Annotated in this window: 15 protein-coding genes; 3 read left to right on the forward strand and 12 right to left on the reverse strand. The window is 71.7% G+C overall.

Annotation, left to right across the window (positions count from 1 at the left end; all coding sequences use genetic code 11):
* Positions 1 to 5: 5 nt before the first annotated feature.
* Together DM992_RS14560 and DM992_RS14565 are read left to right on the forward strand one after the other, a co-directional pair.
* Positions 6 to 398, forward strand: coding sequence for an OsmC family protein (locus DM992_RS14560; RefSeq protein ID WP_034183342.1), 393 nt, complete (start codon positions 6 to 8; stop codon positions 396 to 398).
* A 32-nt stretch (positions 399 to 430) separates the two neighbouring features.
* Positions 431 to 1,324: a pirin family protein gene (locus DM992_RS14565; RefSeq protein ID WP_111017308.1), complete on the forward strand. Its 894-nt coding sequence runs from the start codon at positions 431 to 433 to the stop codon at positions 1,322 to 1,324.
* A 54-nt stretch (positions 1,325 to 1,378) separates the two neighbouring features.
* Here the strand turns inward: DM992_RS14565 and DM992_RS14570 are convergent, their stop codons facing one another.
* Genes DM992_RS14570 through bcsB form a run of 9 tightly spaced genes read right to left on the reverse strand, consistent with a single transcriptional unit; the run spans position 1,379 to position 16,112 of the window.
* Positions 1,379 to 1,576: a hypothetical protein gene (locus tag DM992_RS14570; RefSeq protein WP_111017309.1), complete on the reverse strand. Its 198-nt coding sequence runs from the start codon at positions 1,574 to 1,576 to the stop codon at positions 1,379 to 1,381.
* On the reverse strand, positions 1,558 to 3,123 hold the full coding sequence (gene bcsG / locus DM992_RS14575) for a cellulose biosynthesis protein BcsG (protein ID WP_111017310.1): 1,566 nt from the start codon (positions 3,121 to 3,123) through the stop codon (positions 1,558 to 1,560). Before bcsG ends, DM992_RS14570 begins: the two co-directional genes overlap by 19 nt.
* 27 nt (positions 3,124 to 3,150) lie before the next feature.
* Positions 3,151 to 5,688 (reverse strand): UDP-forming cellulose synthase catalytic subunit, encoded by a 2,538-nt coding sequence (gene bcsA, locus DM992_RS14580; protein WP_111017941.1) that lies wholly within the window; start codon positions 5,686 to 5,688, stop codon positions 3,151 to 3,153.
* A complete protein-coding gene (bcsQ, locus tag DM992_RS14585; RefSeq protein ID WP_111017311.1) occupies positions 5,685 to 6,464 on the reverse strand; it encodes a cellulose biosynthesis protein BcsQ in 780 nt (259 codons plus the stop codon). The genes bcsA and bcsQ overlap by 4 nt, the downstream gene beginning before the upstream one ends.
* Positions 6,461 to 6,682 carry a hypothetical protein gene (locus DM992_RS14590; protein WP_111017312.1) on the reverse strand — a complete coding sequence of 74 codons (222 nt, stop codon included), beginning with the start codon at positions 6,680 to 6,682 and terminating at the stop codon, positions 6,461 to 6,463. The genes bcsQ and DM992_RS14590 overlap by 4 nt, the downstream gene beginning before the upstream one ends.
* Positions 6,679 to 8,646, reverse strand: coding sequence for a cellulose biosynthesis protein BcsE (bcsE, locus tag DM992_RS14595; RefSeq protein WP_111017313.1), 1,968 nt, complete (start codon positions 8,644 to 8,646; stop codon positions 6,679 to 6,681). Before bcsE ends, DM992_RS14590 begins: the two co-directional genes overlap by 4 nt.
* A gap of 9 nt (positions 8,647 to 8,655) precedes the next feature.
* Complete coding sequence (locus DM992_RS14600) at positions 8,656 to 12,564, reverse strand: cellulose synthase subunit BcsC-related outer membrane protein (RefSeq protein ID WP_111017314.1); 3,909 nt, start codon at positions 12,562 to 12,564, stop codon at positions 8,656 to 8,658.
* On the reverse strand, positions 12,549 to 13,778 hold the full coding sequence (gene bcsZ, locus DM992_RS14605; RefSeq protein WP_111017315.1) for a cellulose synthase complex periplasmic endoglucanase BcsZ: 1,230 nt from the start codon (positions 13,776 to 13,778) through the stop codon (positions 12,549 to 12,551). The genes DM992_RS14600 and bcsZ overlap by 16 nt, the downstream gene beginning before the upstream one ends.
* 3 nt (positions 13,779 to 13,781) lie before the next feature.
* A complete protein-coding gene (gene bcsB / locus DM992_RS14610) occupies positions 13,782 to 16,112 on the reverse strand; it encodes a cellulose biosynthesis cyclic di-GMP-binding regulatory protein BcsB (RefSeq protein ID WP_111017316.1) in 2,331 nt (776 codons plus the stop codon).
* 485 nt (positions 16,113 to 16,597) lie between these two features.
* On the opposite strand from bcsB, the gene DM992_RS14615 reads away from it, so the two are divergent.
* Entirely contained in the window at positions 16,598 to 17,620 is a 1,023-nt protein-coding gene (locus DM992_RS14615) for a sensor domain-containing diguanylate cyclase (RefSeq protein WP_111017317.1), read from the forward strand.
* Positions 17,621 to 17,697: 77 nt separating this feature from the next.
* Here DM992_RS14615 and DM992_RS14620 read toward each other — a convergent pair whose 3' ends face one another.
* From DM992_RS14620 to DM992_RS14630, 3 genes are read right to left on the reverse strand one after another with little or no spacing between them, the layout of a single operon-like run.
* Complete coding sequence (locus tag DM992_RS14620; protein ID WP_111017318.1) at positions 17,698 to 18,150, reverse strand: hypothetical protein; 453 nt, start codon at positions 18,148 to 18,150, stop codon at positions 17,698 to 17,700.
* The gene (locus DM992_RS14625; protein ID WP_111017319.1) at positions 18,150 to 19,550 is read right to left on the reverse strand and encodes a phosphatase PAP2/dual specificity phosphatase family protein; all 1,401 of its coding nucleotides are present in this window, start codon (positions 19,548 to 19,550) and stop codon (positions 18,150 to 18,152) included. The genes DM992_RS14620 and DM992_RS14625 overlap by 1 nt, the downstream gene beginning before the upstream one ends.
* Positions 19,547 to 21,316 carry a bifunctional alpha/beta hydrolase/class I SAM-dependent methyltransferase gene (locus tag DM992_RS14630; protein WP_111017320.1) on the reverse strand — a complete coding sequence of 590 codons (1,770 nt, stop codon included), beginning with the start codon at positions 21,314 to 21,316 and terminating at the stop codon, positions 19,547 to 19,549. The genes DM992_RS14625 and DM992_RS14630 overlap by 4 nt, the downstream gene beginning before the upstream one ends.
* Positions 21,317 to 21,358: the final 42 nt, after the last annotated feature.

The raw sequence follows: 21,358 nt of genomic DNA on the forward strand, positions 1-21,358 counted from the left end.
CTGCAATGAGCGAACTGTCCGTCGAAGCGAGCATCGGCTCGGTCGATTACCTGGTCCACTTCAGCGATGGCGTCCACCAGTGGCGTGCCGACGAACCGGCGCCGCTCGGCGGCGGCGATGCGGCGCCGACGCCCGTCGCGCTGCTGCTGTCGAGCCTCGGCGCCTGCACCGCGATCACGCTGAAGATGTATGCGCAACGCAAGGGCTGGCCGCTCGCCGAAGTGCACGTGAAGCTCGCGCACGAATCGGGCAGCGCAGGCAGCACGATCGTGCGCCGCATCACGCTCGAGGGCGACCTGTCCGGCGAGCAGCGCGAGCGCCTGCTGCAGATCGCGAACGCGTGCCCGGTACACAAGATCCTCACGCATCCGATCACGATCGACACGGCGATCGCCTGATCGCCTAGCGCCTCGACCACGAGATCCCCATCATGTCCGCATCGATCAAGACCCTGCTCACGCCGCGCGAAAGCGACATCGGCAACCTCGTCGTGCGCCGCGTGCTGCCCGCGCGCGCCGCGCGCCTCGTCGGCCCGTTCATCTTCTTCGACGAGATGGGCCCGGCCGTGCTGCCGGCCGGCCGCGGCATCGACGTGCTGCCGCATCCGCACATCGGGCTCGCGACCGTCACCTACCTGTTCGACGGCTCGCTGATGCATCACGACAGCCTCGGCTTCCGGCAGAAGATCGTGCCTGGCGACGTGAACTGGATGACGGCCGGCCGCGGCATCGTGCATTCGGAGCGCTCGCCCGACGAGGACCGCCCGCGCGAGCAGCCGGTCCACGGGATCCAGACCTGGGTCGCGCTGCCGGTCGAGCACGAGGACACCGCGCCCGCGTTCGTCCACCACGCGGCCGACACGCTGCCGTCGTTCACGCGCGACGGCGCGAGCGTGCGCGTGATCGCGGGCACCGCGTTCGGGCTCGCGTCGCCGGTCGCCGTGTTCTCGCCGACGCTCTATGCGTATGCCGAATTCGCGGCAGGCGGCCAGCTCGCGCTCGATGCGGAGCATGACGAGCGCGGCGTGTATCTCGTCGATGGCGACCTCACCATCGACGGCACGCCGCTCGCCCCCGCGACGATGGCCGTGCTCGAACCGGGCGCAACCATCGCGCTCGCCAGCGCGAACGGCGCGCGCGTGATGCTGCTCGGCGGCGCACACCTGCCGGGCGAGCGTTTCATCGAATGGAATTTCGTGTCGAGCGAGCGCGCGAAGATCGAAGCGGCGCGCGCGGCATGGGCCGCGCAGACCTTCGGCAAGGTGCCGGGCGAGGAAGACGAATGGACGCGCCAGCCGGAACGCAGGGTGCGGCCGGCAGAATAGGCAGGTTCGCTCACAGGCAGGCGACGGCCGGCACGCATGCCGGCCGTCGTTCGTTTACCGCTTCAATCCCATCAGTTTCGCGAGCGTCGGCCAGCGATCGAGCGCTTCGACGAACGCGCGCCGCGCCTGCTCGTCGACATACCGTTCAGGGTCCAGCGCGGGAAGATGCCGCGCGAGGCCGAGCACGTCGTTCGGCTGCGACAGGCGATCGTCGTCGCCGTCACCGGGAAGAATTACTGTTCGTCGATCCATACGCCATCCGGAGTTTTCACCGCGTAGCCCGCGGCCGTCTGCATCGTCACCGTGCCCTCGTTCTCGCCGACCATCCGCGTGCGCGGCAGGTCCGCCGCGTATTGCGCGAGCGTCGCGCCCGGCTTGAACGGACTGTTCGACACGAGGTTCGACAGCAGCTGCGCGAGGGCGAGGAAGCTGGTCGGCTGCTCGATCACGGTCGTCGCGCCATGGTTGCCGGCAAAGCCGACCAGCCGCACGCCGACCGGCCCGTGCACGATGCGCGGCGTCGGGATCTCGCGCAGGCCGGCGACCTGGTTCTTGTCGCCGCGCAACGCGGCACCGTGCTCGGGCACGAACACGATCACCGCGCGGCGGCCCGATTGCGCGATCAGGTCGGCGAGACGGTCGAAGTCGCTCATCAGCTTCGTCGCGCGCTGCGGATACGAGTCGATGCTCGTCAGCGAACTGCCGACCACGCGGTTGCCGTCGTGCAGGCTGATCGTGTTGTAGTACAGCGCGACGGGCCCCTGCACCGCCCCGCGCTGCGCATACCAGTTCGCGAGCGTTCCGTAGTCGTCCTTGATCGCCGAGCCGTCGAACGCGTGCATCGCGACGGGCGCGGCCGCGTTCGAGACCATCGGCGCGTCGGCCGCGCCGATGTTGTCGTGGATCACCTGCAGGAAGTTGTCGAAATGGCCGTCGTGATTCAGCAGCGACTGCACCGTGTAACCCGCGCCCGCGAGTTGCGCGAACAGATGGCACTGCTGCGGCGCGGCTTTGTACAGGTCCTCGTGCGCCTCCTGCCCGCAGCTCGCGCGCAGCACGCGGATCGCCGCCGGGCCGCTGTAGCTCGCGGCGGTGCTGAAGTTCGTGAACAGGTAGTCGAAGTGGCTCAGCATCGGGTGATTGCGCACCTTCGCCGCATCGAGATCGTCCCACGACAGCGAGCAGACGTGCAGCACGATCACGTCGAACTGCGCGGCCGGATCGTTGCCGAGATGGCCGAACGCGACCTGCCGCTGCGACTCCTGTGCGCGGAACGTCGCGAGCGCGGCGTTGTGGTCCTCGGGCTGGTCGGCGCGCCCCGTCGTCGTCGTGCCCGGCGCGTTCGCCTGCTGCGCGGCCGGTGCGACCACGCGCGCCATCAAGCCGCTGCCCGCTTGCCACAGCGGCATCACGATCAGCGCGACCAGCACGAACGTCGCGACGCGCAGCCAGCGGTTGACGATGAAATAGACGATCAGCGCGCCGGCCACCGTCAGCACCAGCACGGGCGGCAGCAGGCGCGGCAGCAGTTCCATCCAGTAGTCGAGACGGAACGTGCTCATTTCGCGCGCGGCCTCGACGAGGCGTGCGAGCGGCGGCGCATGCATCTCGCGCGCGAGCAGCGGCACCGCGATCGCGATCGCCGCGAGCTGCCGGACGATGCGCCATGCACGCCGCCGCACCGGCGCGCTCGCCGCGAGCGCCACCGCGAACGCGAGGTTCGCGAGCCACAGCGGCTGCAGGTGCCCGGTCGCGAACAGCGCGAACTTAAGGATGAAATACAGATTCCAGAACGCCATCTAACCCACTCCATGATGAGCGCCGCGTCAGTCGCGCGCCCGATCGAGTTTCGGCGCCAGCATGGCCTGCAGGCCGCGCGCCGCACCCTTCCACATCCGTACATAACCGTCCACGCCGATGCGCAGCACTTCCTTCAGCCCGCCGAGCGGCGTGTCGACGCGCGTGCCTTCGTGCCAGTCGAGCCACGCATCCGCGCGGCCGAACGTGCATTGCACGAGCTGGCGCTCCTGTTCGAGCGTCAGCGCATCGAAACTCACGCCGACGTGGGTCGGCGTCACGCGGCTCACGCGCACCGGGAACGGGAACGGCCGGTCGCCGCGCGTCACGCACACCGTCAGCGTGTCGCCGACGGCGAGCGGCAGCCCCGGCACGGCTTCGAGGCCGAGACCGCCGGTCGAGTAGTCGCTCGTGAAGCACGCGGCAGTCGTTCCGTCGGCGAGCAGCAGCGTGGCCGGCACGCGCATCGCGATCCGGTGCGTGACGCGCACCTGCTTGGTCTCGCGCGCGACGGCCAGCGCCGCACCGAGCATCGCGAGGTTGTACACGGTCCAGCCGAGCGTGATCAGGATCGTCGACGCCTCGTCGCCCTGGTCGGCCACCAGCCGCCACAGGCCGGCGACGATCGCGAGCACGTTCAGCGCGAACAGCACGAGATACGGCTTCGACGTCGACCAGTCGACATAACCTTCGTCGATCTTGCCGCCCTTGTCGGTCACGTTGAACTTGCCGTGCTTCGGGCTGAAGAACGCGACGGTGGTCGGCAGCGCGATGTACCACGCGAGCACCGATTCGTAGACCTCGGCCCAGAACGAATGGCGGTAGCGCCCCTGCATTCGTGAGTTCGCGACGTTCGCGAGCACGAGATACGGGATCACGTAGCTCGCGAGCGCGAGCGACGACGCGTTGATGAAGTACAGGTGGAAGAACAGGTACGCGAGCGGGATCGTCAGGAACACAAGCCGCGGAATCCCGTAGAAGAAGTGCAGCATCGCGTTGCCGTAGCAGATCCGCTGGATGAAGCCGAGCCCGCGCCCGAGGAACGGATTGTCGATGCGGAAGATCTGCGCCATCCCGCGCGCCCAGCGCGTGCGCTGCTTCACGTGGCCCGCGAGGCTTTCGGTCGCGAGGCCGGCCGCCTGCACGGTCGGCAGGTACGCCGACGTATAGCCGCGCCGGTGCAGCTTGAGCGCCGTATGCGCATCCTCGGTCACGGTTTCCACCGCGACGCCGCCGACCTCTTCCAGCGCGCTGCGCTTGAGCACCGCGCACGATCCGCAGAAGAACGTCGCGTTCCACAGATCGTTGCCCGACTGCACGAGCCCGTAGAACAGGTTGCCCTCGTTCGGGATCTCGCGGAACGTGCCGAGGTTGCGCTCGAACGGATCGGGCGAGAAGAAATGGTGCGGCGTCTGCACGAGCGCGCACTTCGGGTCGCGCAGGAACACGCCCATCGTCGTCTGCAGGAACGAGCGCGTCGGCACATGATCGCAGTCGAAGATCGCGATGTATTCGCCGTGCGTCTTCGGCAGCGCGCGGTTGATGTTGCCGGCCTTCGCGTGGAGGTTGTCGTCGCGCGTCAGGTAGTCGATGCCGGCCTCGGCCGCGAACGCCGCGAACTCGGGGCGCCGGCCGTCGTCGAGCAGGTAGACGCGCAGCTTCGCCGTCGGCCAGTCGATGCTCTGCGCGGCGAATACGGTCGGCTTCACGACCGACAACGGCTCGTTGTAGGTCGGGATGTAGATGTCGACGGTCGGCCAGGCGTCGGGATCGTCGGGCAGCGGCACGATCGGCCGGTCGAGCGGCCACGCGGTCTGCACGAAGCCGAGCAGCAGGATCATCCACGTATAGGCTTCGGCGCCGTACAGCAGGTAGCCGGCGACCGCTTCGACCGGGCTGCGGAAGTCGAGCGTCTGCGTCGTACGCCACCACACGTAGCGCACCGCCGCGAGCAGCGCGAGCGACGCGAGCGCGAGCGTCGGCAGGTGGCCCGGCAGGCGGCGCAGCGCGAGCGCCAGCACCGCGACGATCGCGAAGAACGCGAACTGCGCGCCGGGCATCAGCGGCGACATCCCGGCCGCGGCCCACAGCAGCGCGCCGGCCACGAGCAGCAGCGGCGCGAGCCAGCGGCGCCGGCCGACGCCGTTTGCGCGCGCATCGAGCCAGCTGCCCCAGCGCGCCCACGGCAGGCGTTCGAGCATCGCGTCGATGCGCCGGCCGACCGCGCGCCCGGCCACATAGACCGGCACGACGAACGTATCGAACCACGCGAGCGGATCGCGCGCGGGCCGGCCGTCGGCCGCGCGCGGCGCGCGCACGATCGAGCGCCACAGCCATTCGCGCGGGCTGAGCGGCTGCAGCACGCCCCAGTCGTGCGCGAGCCGCAGGAACGCGGCGCGCGCCCGGCGGCGCACGGGATCGGGCCGGCCCGGCGGCGGTGCGTGGAAGAACAGCCGCACGACCCAGTCGAGCAGCGTGCGCTCCGCCGGCAATCCGATGCCGCGCGCGAACCAGTCGGCCGCGCGGCGGCCGAACGCGCGCAGCCGGGGCGCGAAGGCGGCCTTCATCGCGCCGCTCCGGTGCGACCGGCTGCTGCCGCCGCCAGCCACGCATCGACCCAGTTCGCGATACCGTTCAGGTCGTGCGACGCCTGCGAATACGGCGCGTCGTCAAAAATCCAGCTGCCTCGCGCAAGCGCTTCGGGCACGGCGGCGTCGACGTGGATCCGCTGTTCGAGCATCGACGCCGGCCCCGCGACCGCGCGCAGCATCGCGATCGCGTCGCGCTGCATGTCGCGTGCCGGATTCAGCCGGTTCACGACGATCTGCAGTTCGCCGCCGCCGGCACGCAGCGCACCGAGCCGCGCTGCCGTCGTCGCGCAGGCGGTCGGTTCGGGCGGCACGACGACGAGCGTCAGGTCCGCGCGGCGAATCGCCTGCTCGGCCTGCGGCGACGGATAGCGCGCGGTGTCGACCAGCACGACGCCATCGGCCGGCAGCGCGATCTCGTCGAGCGCGCGGGACAGCCATGCCGGGTCGGCAGCGAGCCGCGCATCGCACGCGGCCGCGCCGGCCGCGTCGACTTGCCCGTACGGCACGAACAGCACGCCGTCGGCATTGCGCCACGTATGCGCGTGCCACGGCTCGGCGCCGCCGAGCACGCTCTGCGCGAGGCCGTGCCCGGCCAGCGAGTCGAGGCCGAGCGTCGCGCCCATCAGGTTCTGCGCATCGAACTCGACGGCGACGACCTGCCGGCCGCGGCGCGCGAGCAGCACCGCGAGCGCGGCCGCGAGCGTCGTGCGGCCCGCGCCGCCCGTCGTCGATGTAATGGCGATCGTCTTCATCGCGCCGCCTCGTCGCCGCGCTCGGCGCCGGGTTCGGCATCGGGCAGCAGCCGCCCGCGCAGCGCAACCGGCACGAGTTCGCACGGCACCGCGTCGCGCCGGTCGATCCCGCGCGGCGCCTGAAAGCCGCGGCCGATGCCGAGGTGCTGCGCGACGATCCAGACAGGCACCGCGATCACGATGCCGACGACGAATCCGATGACGAGTTCGGCGATCATGCGCCCTCCGGCTTGCGCAGCGGCATCGCGCTGCGGATGGCACTGCGCGTTCGCGCGGCGGGGTTGGCGGAAATGGCGGGCAGCGGTGCCGGCGCGTCTGCGTCCGCATCCGCGGTTTGCGGCTGCGCGTCGCGGTGCATCGCGGTTCCGTTCGCATCGGCCACGTCGAGCGCTTCGTCCGCCGCCGCACCGCTGTCCGCGCGTGCCGATACCGCCGGCGCACTCGCCGCGCCCACCGGCTGCTTGAGCGCGAACAGGTCGCTGTAGTCGGCGATCGGCGCGCGCCGGTTCTCGGCCTTCAGCGCATCGAGCTCCGTGTCGATGCTGCCCCGCCCGAGGCACACGACGCGATCGGACAGCGTGTCGACCGGCACGTCGAAGATCCGTGCGAGCGCGTCTTCGGCGTCGACCGGCTCGCACGCGAACAGGAACATGTACAGGTGCCCTGGATCGGCGGTCACGACGTCGCCTGCGCGGCGCGGCCGGCAGTGCCGCAGCGCGTCGACGTGCGACACGCCCGGCAGCAGCGCGATCTTCGCGAGCGTGTGCGGCAGCGCGAGCACGGCGCCACGATCGAGCACCGCGCGAGTCCGCAGGCAGAACGCGCCGACCGGCAGATAGCCGAGCACCGAATCGCCGAGCGCGGCCGCAAGCGCCGCGCGATAGTCCGCCGCGACGGGCCGTGCATAGAGCTGGCCGCGCAGCGCGTGCACGGCGGCCTGCATCCGCGACACCGGCAGGTCGCGCGCGACCACGCGGTTCGCGCCGACGCTCAGCAGGAGCATCTCGAACTGCTGGCGCAGCACCTCGCCGCCACGCTCGACGACCGCGATCTTCAGCGCGCCGCCGCACTGCCGACGCAGCGCGTGCACGTCCGCGCACAACGCTTCGAGCTGTGCATGCGAGCGGAATACGAGCACCGCGGTCGCGGCCTGGGCATGCGCGCAGGCCGCGACGACGGCCGCGTTGTCGTCGACGATTTCCCAGTCGCCGGGCGCGCGGTTCGCACCGTCGAGCACCGCGCGACTGACGACGACGCGATCCTCGTCGATCGCGAGCTTCATCCGGCGCGCCGGCTCGGTCGCGCCGCCATCGATGCTCGCCGACAGCCGGCCGCCCGGCGCGAAACGCAGCGGCCGCACCTCGCCGGCCGCGAGCGTGTCGCCCGCGCGCCAGAAATCGACGATCCACAGCAGTTCGCCGTGCGTGCGCTGCATCTGCGCGACGCCCGAGAAGACGCCATGGAAACCGCTGCGCGGCGCGCGATCCGCACCGCGCACGAGCGGCGGATCGTCAGTGCGCACCTCGGTGCCCGCACGCGCCGCTTCGGGATCGAGCAGCAGCACGAGCGCGATGCGGCGCGTACGGCACCAGGCGGCAAGTGCCTGCGCTTCGTCGGCAAGCACGCCCGGATCGTCCCAGCTGAACCAGCGCTGCGCGCCTTCGACGAAATACAGCGAACGCGCGCGAAAACCGTAGCGCTTCATCGCGCGCAAGCCGCCGGTCAGCCGCGCGAACGGGCCCGGCGCCGCGCGGCGCGGTGCGGCGCCGGCCGCGCCGGCACCTTCTCCATCGGCCGGCTCGGCCGCCGCCGGCATCGCCAGCACGCTCAGGTTGCGCGGCCAGCCGGCCGGCTGCACGCCGCCCGCAAAGCCGCGCGCCTCCATTTGTTCGGCGACGCGCGCCGCGTCGCGCGCGAGCACGACCGTGACGTCGCGCGTGCGCGCCTGCCGCGCGCTCTCCCACACGAGCGCGTCGCACGCCGGCGTGCCGCCGGCCGCGTAGATCGCGTACAGGCCGCCCGCTTCCAGTTGCGTCCATGCATCGGGCAGGCCGTCGATCGCGAGCCGGCTCAGCGTGCCGACACGGCCGCCGGCCGGCCCCATGCGCAGCAGCGCACGCAGGCGGCCCAGCAGGCCGGCGGCGCCGAGCGCGGGACGGGTGGCATCGATTTCCGTATTCACGACGTTCCCCTAGTAATCCGAATAAAGCCGCACCGGCGTCGGCGTGACGAGCCAGCTGGGCTGCGCGCGCGCATCGAACGCATAGCGCAGGTACACGAGCGCGGAACTCGGCGCGTAGTCGTGCGACCGGTCGACATGCAGTTGCGCGCCGACGCTCAGGTGCGGGTTCACGCGGTACTCGACGATACCGTTCACGCCGTACGAGAACGACACGCCGCGTGTCGAGCTGCCCGCGTACACGAACCCGGCCGCGACCTGCGCGGCCCGCTGGTCCGAAAACGTCGGGTAAAACAGCGAATCCTTCTCGTAGCTGTTCGAGATTCCGCCCGTGACGGTCAGGTCCCACGACAGCGCGTCGCGCCGCCCCGCCCATTCGATCGGCACGCCGAGCGACAGGTAGCGCTGCGGGCTGTAGTAACCGCCCTGCCCGTACGTGTAGTAGCGCAGGTTCTGCGCGTAGTGCCACGCATTGCCGACGAGCCCGGTGCTGACCTTCATCGTCGCGCGCTCGTACACGGGCATCGTGAACCCGGTGCGCAGCGTGACTTCCGCGTTGCGTTCGACGTTGCGGCCGGACAGCACGCCCGCGCCGAGTTCCGCGAACAGGTTCGTGCGGCCGACGTCGACCGATGCGCGCAGGTTCACGCCGTCGCGGCGCACGCCGCCCCAGACCGCCCCCGTCCACGGGTCGCGCATCCCCGCGTACGACAGCACGCTGCTCGTTTCGGGCCGCCGCGACGCATTCACGCTGAAGCTCGCCGGGCCCGCGTCGAAGCGGTAGCGCACGCCGCCGACGAGGTAATGCACGGGGAAACCGAGCGGCGACGTGCCGAGATCGAAGCGCCATGCATCGGTGCGATAGCCGGCGCCGAGCGCGACGCCCGTCGTCGACTGGTGCAGCGAGCCCGGCGGATTCGCAATCAGCGCAGCGGCCGGCTGATTCGACTGGAACGGGGGCGGCAGCCCGTTCGATGCCCTGAGCGCCGCGTAGGTCCCGAAGGTCTTCAGCGAATACGCGTTCGGGTCGCTCGTATCGAGCGTGCCCGGGTCCAGATGCACGGTGTCGATCTGCGCGAACACATGCCCGTCGTAGCGGATCGGCATCTGCAGGTAGATCGGCACCTGCTGCGCGCGATACGACGAGATGCCTTCGTCGCCCGACTTGTACGCGGGCATCCAGCCGGTCTCGATCTCGGGGTTCCGCCGCTGTTCGAGATCCGCGAACGCGGCCTGCGCGGGCGTCAGGCCGTCGCGGCCGGGGCTCACGCCCGCCGTGCGTTCCTGCGACCGCGACAGCCGGTACAGCGACGCCGCGTCGTCATAGCGGCCCTGTGCCTCGGCCACGCGTCCGGCCGCGACCGTCACGTCCGCACGCGCCGGATACGCGGCCTGCAGCCGGTCGGTCACCGGTGCGGCTTCGTCCGGACGGCGCAGCGCGTTCAGGCGGCGCACGGCCGACAGTTGCGTGTCGACATCGTCGCCCGGCGTGCGTGCGAGCACGGCCTGCACCCGCGCGAGCGCGGCCGCGCGGTTGCCGCTGTCCTCGTCGATCCGCGCGAGCGCGAGCTGCGTATCGGCATCGTCCGGCGTGCGCGCGACGACCGGCGCAAGCGCGTCGCGCGCCGCGCCGTAATGGCCTTGCGCGCGTTCGAGATCGGCCAGTTCCAGCGCATGGCGCTTGTCCGCGCGGCCGGCCGGGCTCGTGCGATCGAGCAGCGCACGCGCCTGCGCGTAGTCCTGCCGCGCGATCGCATCGTCCGTCTGCCGCAGCACGAGCCGCAGCGACTGGTCCTCGAGCCTCGCCGTCTGCGCGGGCGTCAGCGACGGTTCGCGGCGCAGCGCGGCGAGCCACTCGGCGAGTGCGTCGTCGCGCCCCGCGCTGCCGAGCAGGTCGCCGTAGCGCAGCCGCACGTCCGCATCGGCTTCGCGCGGATGCGCGGCGATCCAGTCGCGCAACGGCGCGAGGCCGCGCTCGGGTTCGCCCGCGTCGATCCACTGCGCGCCGATCGCGGCGAGCATGTCGGGATCGTCCGGCGCGCTCGCCTGCGCATGCGCGAGCGATGCCGCGAATGCCGCACGATCGCCGCGCCCGCGCGCGCCGCGCGCGTCGGCCAGCGTGCTTTCCGCGTCGAGCTTGCGCGCGAGCGCGCGCATCCCGTCCGAGCGGTGCGCGTCGTCGACGGATGCGAGCGCGGCCTGCGCACCCGCGACGTCGTCGAGCGAATTGCGGTACAGCGCCGTTGCATAGCGCATCTCGGGCGTATCGCTTTGCGCGAGCCCTTCGTCCATCACCGTGCGGCCGAGCTGCGGCAGCCCCATGTCGCGATACAGGCGCGCGAGCGCGAAGCGCGTCCACGGCGCGTCGGGCGCCGCACGCACGGCCGCCTCGTAGCGTTGCGCGGCGGGCCCGCGTTCGCCCTTGCCCGCGAGCGCGCGCGCCTGGTTCGCGAGCAGGTCGGCGCGCAGGCCGTCGAGCGCACGGCGATCGTCGCGGCCCGTCACGCGCCCTTGCAGCGCGTCGAGCAGCGGGCCGATCCGGTCCGCACGGCCGGTGTTTTCATACAGCGTCTCCGTGCCGCGCACGGCCGACGGGTTCGGCGAACGGACGGCCAGCAACTCGCGCAGCAACGGCTCCGCGCGCGCCCAGTCGCGCTGCGCGAGCAGCGCATCGGCAAGCTGCAGCTTCGCATCCGGGCTGTCCGGCTGCATCGCGAGCGCGGCACGCGCCGCACGCTCGGCATCCTGCGGCCGGCCCGCGGCTGCAGCCGCGCGGCCTTGCGCGAGCAGCCCCCAGAACTGCGCGGTGCGTGCCAGACTCTGCCATTTGCCGCGCTGGTCGGTCGCGAGTGTCGCGGCCCGCGCGAACAGCGCGCGCGCCTCGTCGTGCCGCCCTTCGCGCAGGCGCAGCAGGCCGAGCCCGCCGACCGCATCGGCGTCGTCCGCGCGCGCTCGCGCGGCGCGGGCGAGCAGCGGATCGGCGGCCGCAAGATCGCCGCGCGCGAGCGCCTGCAGGCCGCGCTGCTGCGCGATGTAGCCGGGATCGCGTTCGAGCCGGCGCTGCGCATCGCGCCGGCTGTCCAGTTCGGCAGCGCGGTCGCGGAATTCGGTGTCGTCCGGCACGAGCGCGAGATACGCATGCAGCGCGTCGAGATACGCCGGATCGCTGCCGGCCGATTGCAGCACGCGCCGCCACAGGGCCATCGCCTCCGTATGGTCGGCGTCGTCCCGCTTCGCAAGCGACCATGCGATCCGGTTCGCCTCCGCGCGCGTGTCGGCACGCTGGTTCAGCAGCCGCGCGAGCGCCATCGACGCGCTCGTGTCCTGCGGATTGGCCGCGGCCGCGCGGCGCAGCGCGGCGATCGCCGGCTCGCGACCGCCCGGCGCATTCGACACGATCTGGTAATACTCGGCACCGAGCGCACCCGACGGCGCACCGTTCGGAAACAGCGCGACGATCCGCCGGGCCGCCTCGTCGGCGCGGCCGCTGCGCGCGAGCAGGCGGATCTGCGCCATCTCGCCGCGCCCGCTCGTCGCGACGCGGTATTCGTCGGCCACCCGCCGCGTCGCGGGCGCCTTCGGCGACTGCGCCTGCAGGCGCGCAAGCGCGGCCTGCGCACCCTTCGCATCGCCGAGCCGCAACAGCACACGGACCTGTTCGGCAAGCAGTTCGGGATCGCCCGGCGCGATCAGCAGCCCCTTGCGCAGCGCATCGTGCGCGAGGTCGTCGCGATGCTTGACGCCCCACATCCGCGCGGTATCGAGCTGACGCTGCGCATCGGCGGAAGCGGTAGCCGCCGGCATGGCGGTTTTCGGCATCGGCGCGGCGGCTGCGGTGCCCGGCGCGGCCGCGCACACCGACGACGCGAGCCAAGCGAATCCCGCGACGTGCGGCGCGGCGCATTTCAGCGGGCGGCGCACGAACGGCCTCCCCAGCGGGCGTCGAGCGTGCCGTCCGCGCCGAACCTGTAGCGTCCGTCGCGCCAGCCGAGGCCGAACAGCGTCAGCACGCTCGTGTAATAGCCGGGCGCCGACTGGCGCGCGAGCATATCGACGCGAGCCGCCTGCGCATCCGCGAGCGAATGCTGGCCGCGCGCGTCGAGAAACGGCACGGCCGCCGCCGAGAACCCGCCGTTGCCGTCGTTCGGCCCCGCGGCGCCCGTCGTCGTATCGACCTTCTCCGGCGGCGCGCCATGCGCGGCGATATGGTCGGCGAACGGTGAGAAACGCGCGAGCAACGGCGCGGCGAGCGGATCGGCACGGTCGAGCATGCCGGCCCACAGGTACACGCGGATCGCGTTGTACGCACTCTCCGCATGCGTCTGCGGATCGGGCCCGAAGCCCGTGCCCGCGCGATACAGCGCCCAGTCGGGCGAAAAACCCTTCGGCGCCGTGTCGAGCAGCACTCGCCCGGTACTGGATGCCAGCGCGGCCCAGCGCCGGTCGTCGGGCAGGCGTGCGCCGAGCGCGCGGATCACCTGCGGCGGCGAATAGCTCGGGTTCACGCGCCACTGGCCGTCGGGCAGCCTGAAGCCGGTCGGCCCGGGCAGCAGCGTGACGCCGAGGCCCGGCACGGTCGCGGTTTCCTCGTCGAGCACGCGCTTCGCGAGCAGCGCGCCGCGCGCCGTGTAGCTGCGCTCGCGCCACAGCCGCCCGGCCTCGACGAGCGCGTACGCGATCCACAGGTCGGCGTCCGACGCCGCGTTCGCGTCGAGCACGCGCCACGCGCCGTCCGGTGCGCGGCCCCACAGCCAGGCCGGCAGGTGCGCGCTCAGGTCGCCCTGCGCGAGGTTGTTCTCGGTCCATGCGAGGATCGTGTCGAACATGCGCCGGTCGTTCGCGACCAGCGCGAAGAAAAGCCCATATGCCTGCCCCTCCGACACCGTGCGTGAATCGGCCGAACCGACGTCGATCACGCGGCCGTCGGCCGAGATGAAATCGCGCTTGAACGCGTCCCAGCGCGGCCACGGCGCGCCGCATCCGGCGGCGGCCACATCGGTCGCGCTGGCGCCCGCGGCCTGCGCGCGAGCGGCCATGCCGCCCGTCGCGCACGCCATCGCAGCCGCCAGCGCGAGCGCCGCGCCGACGCGCTGCGCCGGCCGCATTGCCCGTCGCTTCGCCATAACCCGCGCCATCCGTTACATCCCCCGTCGACGCGCGGCGATTCTCTGCAGCACGCTGAACACGCCGAGCGCGAGCAGCAGCCCCGCGACGACGCCGACCGCGCCGAGCACGACCGGATGCCGCGCCGCCTGCGTCCAGACACGCGCATACCACGGCACGAAGCCGACCACGTACGGCTCGCCGACGCGCAGGCTGTCGACCTGCCCCGGCCGCACCAGCGCGAGGTCGCCCTGCAACTGCGACACGAGGCCCGAGTTCTCGAACACGTTCAGCAGATCGCCGAGGCGCGCCTGGTCGGTCGCCGTCAGCGCGACGACGCTGCGGCCATGGCTGCCCGGCAGCTCGAAACCGGCGAGCGCCGCGAGCGGGCCCGTCTGCTCGATATGCGCGCCGCCGTCGGGAAGGCCGACGCCGTTGCGCCAGCGCTCCTTGACCGTGAACGCGACGCGCGTCGCGCCGTCGCCGCCCGCACCGCCCTGCTCGCCGATCGCGAGCGGCAGCGCCGAGCGCCAGTGCGCGAGCAGCGGCGACGCGGGCGAGCCGTCGATCACGAGCAGATCCTTGCTGCCCGACAGCGCGGCGACGTCGCCGGGCCGCGCGACCTGCACGCGCAGTGCCGGGAAACCCGTCCACTCGCCCATGTGGCCGAGCATCGTGAGGTAGGCCTCGAGCTCCTGCGGCGACGGCCGGTCGGGCATCACGATGGCAGTCTGCGACAGGTCGGCGAAGCGCGTGAACGGAAAACCGCTGTTCGCGAAATACGCGAGGTTCGGCAATTGCGCGTAATGGACGAAGTGCGAGAAGTCGATCGTCGAATCGGGATCGATCGCCGCGCGCTGCGGCTCGGTGGCCGTGCTCGAGCACAGGCCCGTCTTCTGCGAATCGAGCGTGAAGCGGAACTGCAGCTGGTTGCCGCTGCCGACGCGGAACGCCGGGATGTCGACATCGCTCGTCACGCGCCCTTCCGGCACCGACAGCAGCGGCAGCTGCATGCGGCCGCGCGCGTCCTCGGCATGGGCCGGCCCGAGCCGATACGACTTCACGAGCTGGTCGTTGATCTCGACGGCGAGCGTCGAGTTGTCCTGCACGGTCGGCGCCGTGTAGCGGTAGCGCAGCGTGATCGGCACGCCCGAGCCGTTCCATGAATGGAGATCGGCCGGCACGCGCAGGTTCAGGCGGATCGCGTCGGGCGTCGTGCCGCGCGCTTCCAGTTCGCGCAGATCGGACACGAGTTCGCGGAACGCGATCGGCCGGTTCACCGGCAGCCAGCGCGGCGCGTCGTACGGCTTGCGCGGCGCGCCGAGATCGACGTGCGCGGCCGTCGCCGCCGGCCCCGACAGCGCCGCGCGGCCGAGCACGAGCGTCGCGACCGCGTCGTCGACCTCGGCCGCCGTGCGGCCCGTGACGACGAGCAGCTTGCGCCCCGGCGCGGCCGGGTTGTCGGCGACCGCGAGCAGCGGACCGTTGACCGACGGCAGCGCGAGGCCGGCCGGCAGCGTCGCGACCGTGCCGACCACCACCGCCTGGTCGTCGGCCGGCAGCGAGGACGACACCGGGAAGCGCGCATGCCGGTAGTCGGCCAGCGCGCCGAACCACGACGCGAGCACGCCCGCGCTGCGCAGCGTCGCCGAATCGGGCGACCCCGGCAGTACGAACGGCAGCCGCACGCGGCCGTTGTCGCGCCGGTCGAAGAACGGCGCGGGCAGCAGCGCGAGATCGTTCGGCAGGCGAACCGGCGATTCGTCGAGGATCAGTTCGCTCGTCGGGCTCACGTCGGCCCACAGCGCCGAGTTCGACGGATCCTCGCAATGGTCGAGCGTGTAGTGCGCGATCAGGCGCAGGCCGATCTGGTTGAAATCCGAGAAGTAGCGCGGATCGATCGGGATGTCCTGCGTGACCGCGCGGCCCGCGCGCGCGGCGTCGAACGGGACGGTCGCGATGACCTCGCCGTTCACCGACACCTTCAGGTGCGACATCGGGAACACGAGCGACGGCGAATACGCGTAGGTCAGGCGCAGCCGCGCGCCCGTGACCACGCGGTCGAGCCGCACGCCCGCGTGAATCGTGCGCGCGTCGTCGGCGCCGCGCAGACGCAGCGGTTCGAACGCGCCGAGCGACGCGAACGGCAGGCGCACGGTCGTCGCCGGCAGCCCGGCGGACGGCGCGCTGGCCGCCGCCGGCGCGGCCGCGAACACCGGCGCATCGCCTGGCGCCGCCGCATTACCGGCACTGGACGCAGCAACGGCCGCCGGCATCGCCTGGATCGGAGCGGCCGACAGCACGGCCGCGTGAAAAGCGCCGGCCATGGCGATCGACAGGACGAGCAACGACGCGGCCGGCTTCATGCGCCGCTCCGTTTCGTCAGGGTCATCCGGTCGTCCGTCGCATCGAACCCGACGCGCGCAAAGCAGCTATGCCCGTGAATGAACATCCCCACTGCTTCCCCTCATATCAATTGACTGGCCCGATTCATTTATCGAAACGAAGCAGCACATTCTTTAATCGGCTGTCGTCGTGTTTGCGCGCGCCTGGCACCGGCACGCGCTCATTCGTCACACTATCTCAAAAATAGGATAAAACTTACCCCGATTCGCGACAGTGAAGCGAAAAAAACCTCAATCCGGTCGGAAATGCTGCGCAAAAGGAGCGAGTGGCAAAATATTCGCCATTGCTGCCGGCGGGACCGAACGGCATACTGCCGACGCGGCCGGCCGGGCCGGCATGCCGGCGGCGGTCCGTTGCAGACCGCCCGCAAGGCGCTGCCGCGGGGCGGCGCGTATGCTACCGCACTCCCGCACCGCCTGATGATCTTTCTTCGCGGAAAAACGACTTGGATCAAATCGTCGACACTGTCACCCCGTCCCCCGACACGCTGCTGCGCATCATCGCGGTGCAAACCGAGATCGCGAAACTCGGTCTCGACCTCGGCAGCGTGATGGCCTATGTGGCCGAGCAAGTGCCGCTGCTCACCGGCGCGAGCGCCGCGGCGGTCGAATTCGCCGAAGGCGACGACATGGTGTACCGCGCGGCGTCGGGCACGGCCGCCGGGATGCTCGGCCTGCGGCTGCGACGCTCGGGGAGCCTGTCGGGCCTGTGCGTGCAGCGCGGCGAGTTGCTGCACTGCATCGATTCGGAAACCGATCCGCGCGTCGATCGCGACGCGTGCCGCCGGGTCGGGCTGCGCTCGATGCTCGTGATGCCGCTCACGCATGCCGACACGACGGTCGGCGTGCTGAAGCTGATGTCGCCGGACGTCGACGGCTTCTCGCAGGCCGACGCCGGCACGCTGCGGCTGACGGCCGGGCTGATCGCCGCCGCGATGTTCCACGCCGCGCGCAACGAGGCGAACGAGCTGTACCTGCGCGCGACGCACGACGCGCTCACGGGCCTGCCGAACCGCGCGCTGTTCTACGACCGCCTGCGGCAGTCGATGCATACGGCGCTCCGCGCGAACGGCCGGCTTGGCATCCTCAACATCGACATGGACGGGCTGAAGCCGATCAACGACGGTTTCGGCCATCGCGCGGGCGACGCCGCGCTGCGCGAGATCGCCACGCGGATGATCGGTGCGGTGCGGCGTTCGGATACGGTCGCGCGCGTCGGCGGCGACGAATTCGCGGTGATCCTGCCGAACGTCGGCAACCGCGACGATGCGCACACGCAAAGCACGCGGCTCGCGCGGCAGGTCGGCGAACCGTTCGAATTCGAGGGACACGCACTGCAGCTGGGCGTCAGCGTCGGGATCGCGATGCTGCCCGACGATGGCACCGACATGAACGCGCTGATCGAGCATGCGGATCAGGCGATGTACGAAGCCAAGCGGACGCGATCGCAGCGTGCGACGCGCGCATAACGCAGGCCCGAAGGAAATCCGCTTGAGGGGCGCGCGGAAAGCCTCGTTCGCCAGCCCGTTGCGAGCGTGAACAGGCGCTACCCCACCTGCGGCACCGCGATCGCGAGCCCGACCACGACCCACTGCACGACCGCAACGAGCACGCCGGCCCGGCACAGCCCGACCGCGCCGCGCACGCGCGCGTCGAGCGCGCGCCCGGCCTTCGCCGCATCGATCCAGCCGAGATCGGCGAGCGCGCGGTCGAGCGCCGCGAGCCCGTCGTCGACCGACGCATCGCCCGACGCCGCCCGCGCCAGCGCGGCGAACAGCCGGCGGTCGATCTCGATGCGCACCGCGTACCACAGCGCCGCGATCCCCGACCCCGTGCTGACGACGGCCAGCAGCACGCGCGCGATCGTCGCCGGCGCCCAGCCCGATGCAATCCACCAGCCCGCGCCGGCCGCGGCCAGCGCAGCCGCGATTGCCCACGCGCCCGCATCGAGCGCGCCGCGCGCGGCGGCAATCCGGAACGGTGCGGACGGATCGCGCATTACACGCCTCCCGCGCTGCGACGGCGATCGATCCAGTGCTGCAGCACGGTCACGCCGTCGTCCGACCACACCGCGTGCGGCCGCACCTCGCGCACTACGGCAAGCGCGTCGCGCGCATCGCCGAGCCCGCGCCGCGCGGCGAGCCACGCGGCCGCGCACAGCACGCTGCGCCCGTAACCGAGCGCACAGCAGACCAGCACGTCGCGCCCTTCGCCGTGCAGGCGCTCGAGCGCCGCGACTGCCTCCGCGAGCTGCGCTGCAGTCGGCGCGACGAGGTCGAGCTGCGGCACGGCCGCATACGCGAGCGACGCATCGGCCGCCACCCAGCGCGGCATCTCGGCGGTCAGGTCGACCAGCGCCGTGAAGCCGTGGCGCCGCACGTCGCGCGTCGTCGGCGTGCGGCCGATCGACACGCGCTCGTCGATCCGCACAGGCGCCGGCTGACGGTACGTCCACAGCCGCGAATTGACGAACGCGCCGGCGATCGTCGGCGCGAGCAGCCAGCGGATGAAGACCGGGAAACGCCCGTGCGCATCCTTCTGAAAGGCGCCGGGCGCGCCGCGCCGGTAGAGCCACGCGACGCACGCGAGCGCCAGCGCAACCCACCCGGCCGCCAGCGCCCAGCCCGGCGCGTGCGGCACGCACCACAGCGCCACGAGCGCGACCAGCGCCGCGCCGAGCGCATAACGACGCGCGAGCGCGCGGCCCGCCGCGCCCGGCGACGCATCGGCGCCAGGCAGCCGGCCCGCGGCATCGCGCAGCGGAAACAGGAACAGCGCGAGACAGCCGACGGCCGCGCCGGTCGGCACGTCGATCGCGTGATGCTGGTAGGTCGTCAGCACCGACACGCCGATCGCCGCGAACCACAGATGCAGCACGACGCGCGCGACCGTGCCGTGCAGATGCTTCGCATAGACGGCCCACAACACGACGAGCAGCCCGATGTGCAGCGACGGCGCCTGGTTGAACGGCTTGTCGAACCCCATCAGCAGCGTGAACAGCGCGCCGGCCGCGCCGCCCGGCTCGGGCCGCTCGAAACCGAAGCGCAGCGGCCACGCGATGAAGCACGCGACCGACACCAGTTGCACGGTCAGCAACCGCTTCACGTGATCGAGCAGGTCGTCGCGGCGCGTCCAGAAGAAGAACGACAGCGCATACAGTAGATCGATCGACCAGTACGGCACGATCGTCCACGGCACGAACGGGATCGCGTGCTCCCAGCCGAACGCGAACGTCGGCACCGTGGCGCGGTGCGCGGCGAGCCAGTTCGCGAAGCCGTACGTCGAGAAGAACACGGCGCCCATCGCCGCAAGCCAGCCGAAGCGCAGCGCGAACGACGCGTCGCGCGCGCCGGCCGCCGGCTCGGCGAGGCCGTTCGCGCCGCCGCCGAGCGCACTCATGACGCGTCGACCCGCTGCGCGAGACTGACCGTGAAGATGCCCATCTCGTCGATCCGCTGGTCGAGCTTGCGGAACCCCGCGCGCGCGACGAGTTCGTCCATCTCGGCCTGCGAGCGGCGGCGCATCACCCAGGTCGCCTCGCCGCGGTGATTGTTCAGCGCGCGCGCGATGAATTCGAGCTGCGGATGCCACGGCTGCCCCGTATAGACGAGATAGCCGCCCGGCGGCACGGCCTGCGCGAGCCCGCGCAGCGAACGTTCGATCAGCGCGTTCTCGCCGAACAGTTCATAGAGACCCGACACGATCGCGAGCGTCGGACGCGGCTCGAGCGTCGCGAGCGACGTCTCGTCGAACGCGTCGCCGCGCTCGAAGCGCGCGATCGGCTCGAGCCCGCGCTGCGCGATCAGCACGCGCCCGGCCTCGACGTTCGGCGGGCTGTAGTCGCGCAGCGTGATGTCGTCGGGCGCCGCGCCGTCGCGCTCGGCGGCCGTCGCGATCGCGTCGAGCACGTAGCGCCCGTGGCCGGCCGCGACGTCGACGATCCGCACCGGCGTGCCGCGGCCGCGCAGGCGGCCGATCGCCGCGCCGATCAGTTCCTGCAGATGCACCTTGCGCTGGCGGATGCCGACCCAGCCCGGCGAATCGAGATACGTACGGTCGATCAGCGCGCCGACGCCGAGCCGCCCCTGCGCGCGGTTGCGGTATACGTAATCGAGCGTCGAACCCGAATCGAAGCCGAGCCGCAGCCCGAGCGCGATGCCGTCCGACAGCGCGCCGCCCGCTTTCAGGCCGGCGCGCGTGAGCGCCCAGTAAGCACGCGCGAACACGTTCGCGGGCGGCCGGCCGAGCGCCGCGTATTCGTCGTGGAACGCGCCGCGCCGGTCGGCGTCGGCGAGCGACACGCGCGGGCTCGGCGCATCGAACTCGCTCAGCACGAACGCGCGCAGCGGCGCGAGCGCCTGTGCGCGGTCGCGCTCGCCGAGCGTGTCGTGATAGAAGCCCGGCAGCACGATGCGCTCCTTGCGCGCCGAGCCGAGCCGTTCGAAGAAGCGATCCTGCGGGCCGCGATGCACGACCCAGTCGGCGCCCGAGATCAGCAGTTGCGTCGGCACGGTGATCGCGGCCGCATCCGCGACGATCCGCTGCGCGGTGTCGTGCAGGTCGAGCAGCATGTTGACTGCGATCGGCCGCGTGATCAGCGGATCGGACGCGTAGCTCGCGATCCGCTCGGGATCGTGCGTGAGGAATTTCGGCTTCACGTAGCTGTTCACGTAGAACAGCCCGCGCAGCTTGTGCATCAGCCGCAACCCCGGCCGCGCGAACGGTACGTAGAGCTTGATGTGGAACGCCGGCGACGCGACGACGAGGCAGCGGATCGGCGGCGCGTAGTCGTGCACCCAGGTCGCCGCGAGCACGGCGCCGACGCTCTGGCCGACCACGGCCATGTCTTCGATCGCGATGCCGTGCGTGTCGCGGATATGCTCGACGAAGGTCTGCAGGTCGCGCACCGATGCGGCCGCGCTCGGGCTGTAGCCGCGCGCGCCGGGCGAACGGCCGTGGCCGCGCGCATCCCATGCGAAAAACGCGAAATCCGGCAGGTCGAGCTCGTCGACGAGGTGCGCGACGCGCGCCGAATGCTCGTGGCCGCGATGCAGCAGCACGATTGCGCCGCGGCAGCGCGGGCCCGTCGCGGGCCAGTGACGATAGAACAGCGTTTCGCCGTCGTGCGTGATGAAGTCGGCCTCGCGGGCCGTGCGTGCGCTCATGTGATCTCTCTCGTTTCGTTATTCGAATCATGTGGCGCCGCC

This window comes from Burkholderia sp. JP2-270 (genome assembly GCF_003233675.1).
GTDB classification, from domain to species: Bacteria; Pseudomonadota; Gammaproteobacteria; order Burkholderiales; family Burkholderiaceae; genus Burkholderia; species Burkholderia pyrrocinia_C.

Bases quoted from the DNA above. Each gene is read 5' to 3' on its own strand.
- DM992_RS14625 (WP_111017319.1), bottom strand. From the start codon at position 19,550: ATGAGTGCGCTCGGCGGCGGCGCGAACGGCCTCGCCGAGCCGGCGGCC.
- DM992_RS14590 (WP_111017312.1), bottom strand. From the start codon at position 6,682: ATGATCGCCGAACTCGTCATCGGATTCGTCGTCGGCATCGTGATCGCG.
- bcsQ (WP_111017311.1), bottom strand. From the start codon at position 6,464: ATGAAGACGATCGCCATTACATCGACGACGGGCGGCGCGGGCCGCACG.
- bcsA (WP_111017941.1), bottom strand. From the start codon at position 5,688: ATGAAGGCCGCCTTCGCGCCCCGGCTGCGCGCGTTCGGCCGCCGCGCG.
- bcsB (WP_111017316.1), bottom strand. From the start codon at position 16,112: ATGAAGCCGGCCGCGTCGTTGCTCGTCCTGTCGATCGCCATGGCCGGC.
- DM992_RS14560 (WP_034183342.1), top strand. From the start codon at position 6: ATGAGCGAACTGTCCGTCGAAGCGAGCATCGGCTCGGTCGATTACCTG.
- DM992_RS14620 (WP_111017318.1), bottom strand. From the start codon at position 18,150: ATGCGCGATCCGTCCGCACCGTTCCGGATTGCCGCCGCGCGCGGCGCG.
- DM992_RS14570 (WP_111017309.1), bottom strand. From the start codon at position 1,576: ATGGATCGACGAACAGTAATTCTTCCCGGTGACGGCGACGACGATCGC.
- DM992_RS14565 (WP_111017308.1), top strand. From the start codon at position 431: ATGTCCGCATCGATCAAGACCCTGCTCACGCCGCGCGAAAGCGACATC.
- DM992_RS14630 (WP_111017320.1), bottom strand. From the start codon at position 21,316: ATGAGCGCACGCACGGCCCGCGAGGCCGACTTCATCACGCACGACGGC.
- bcsG (WP_111017310.1), bottom strand. From the start codon at position 3,123: ATGGCGTTCTGGAATCTGTATTTCATCCTTAAGTTCGCGCTGTTCGCG.
- bcsZ (WP_111017315.1), bottom strand. From the start codon at position 13,778: ATGGCGCGGGTTATGGCGAAGCGACGGGCAATGCGGCCGGCGCAGCGC.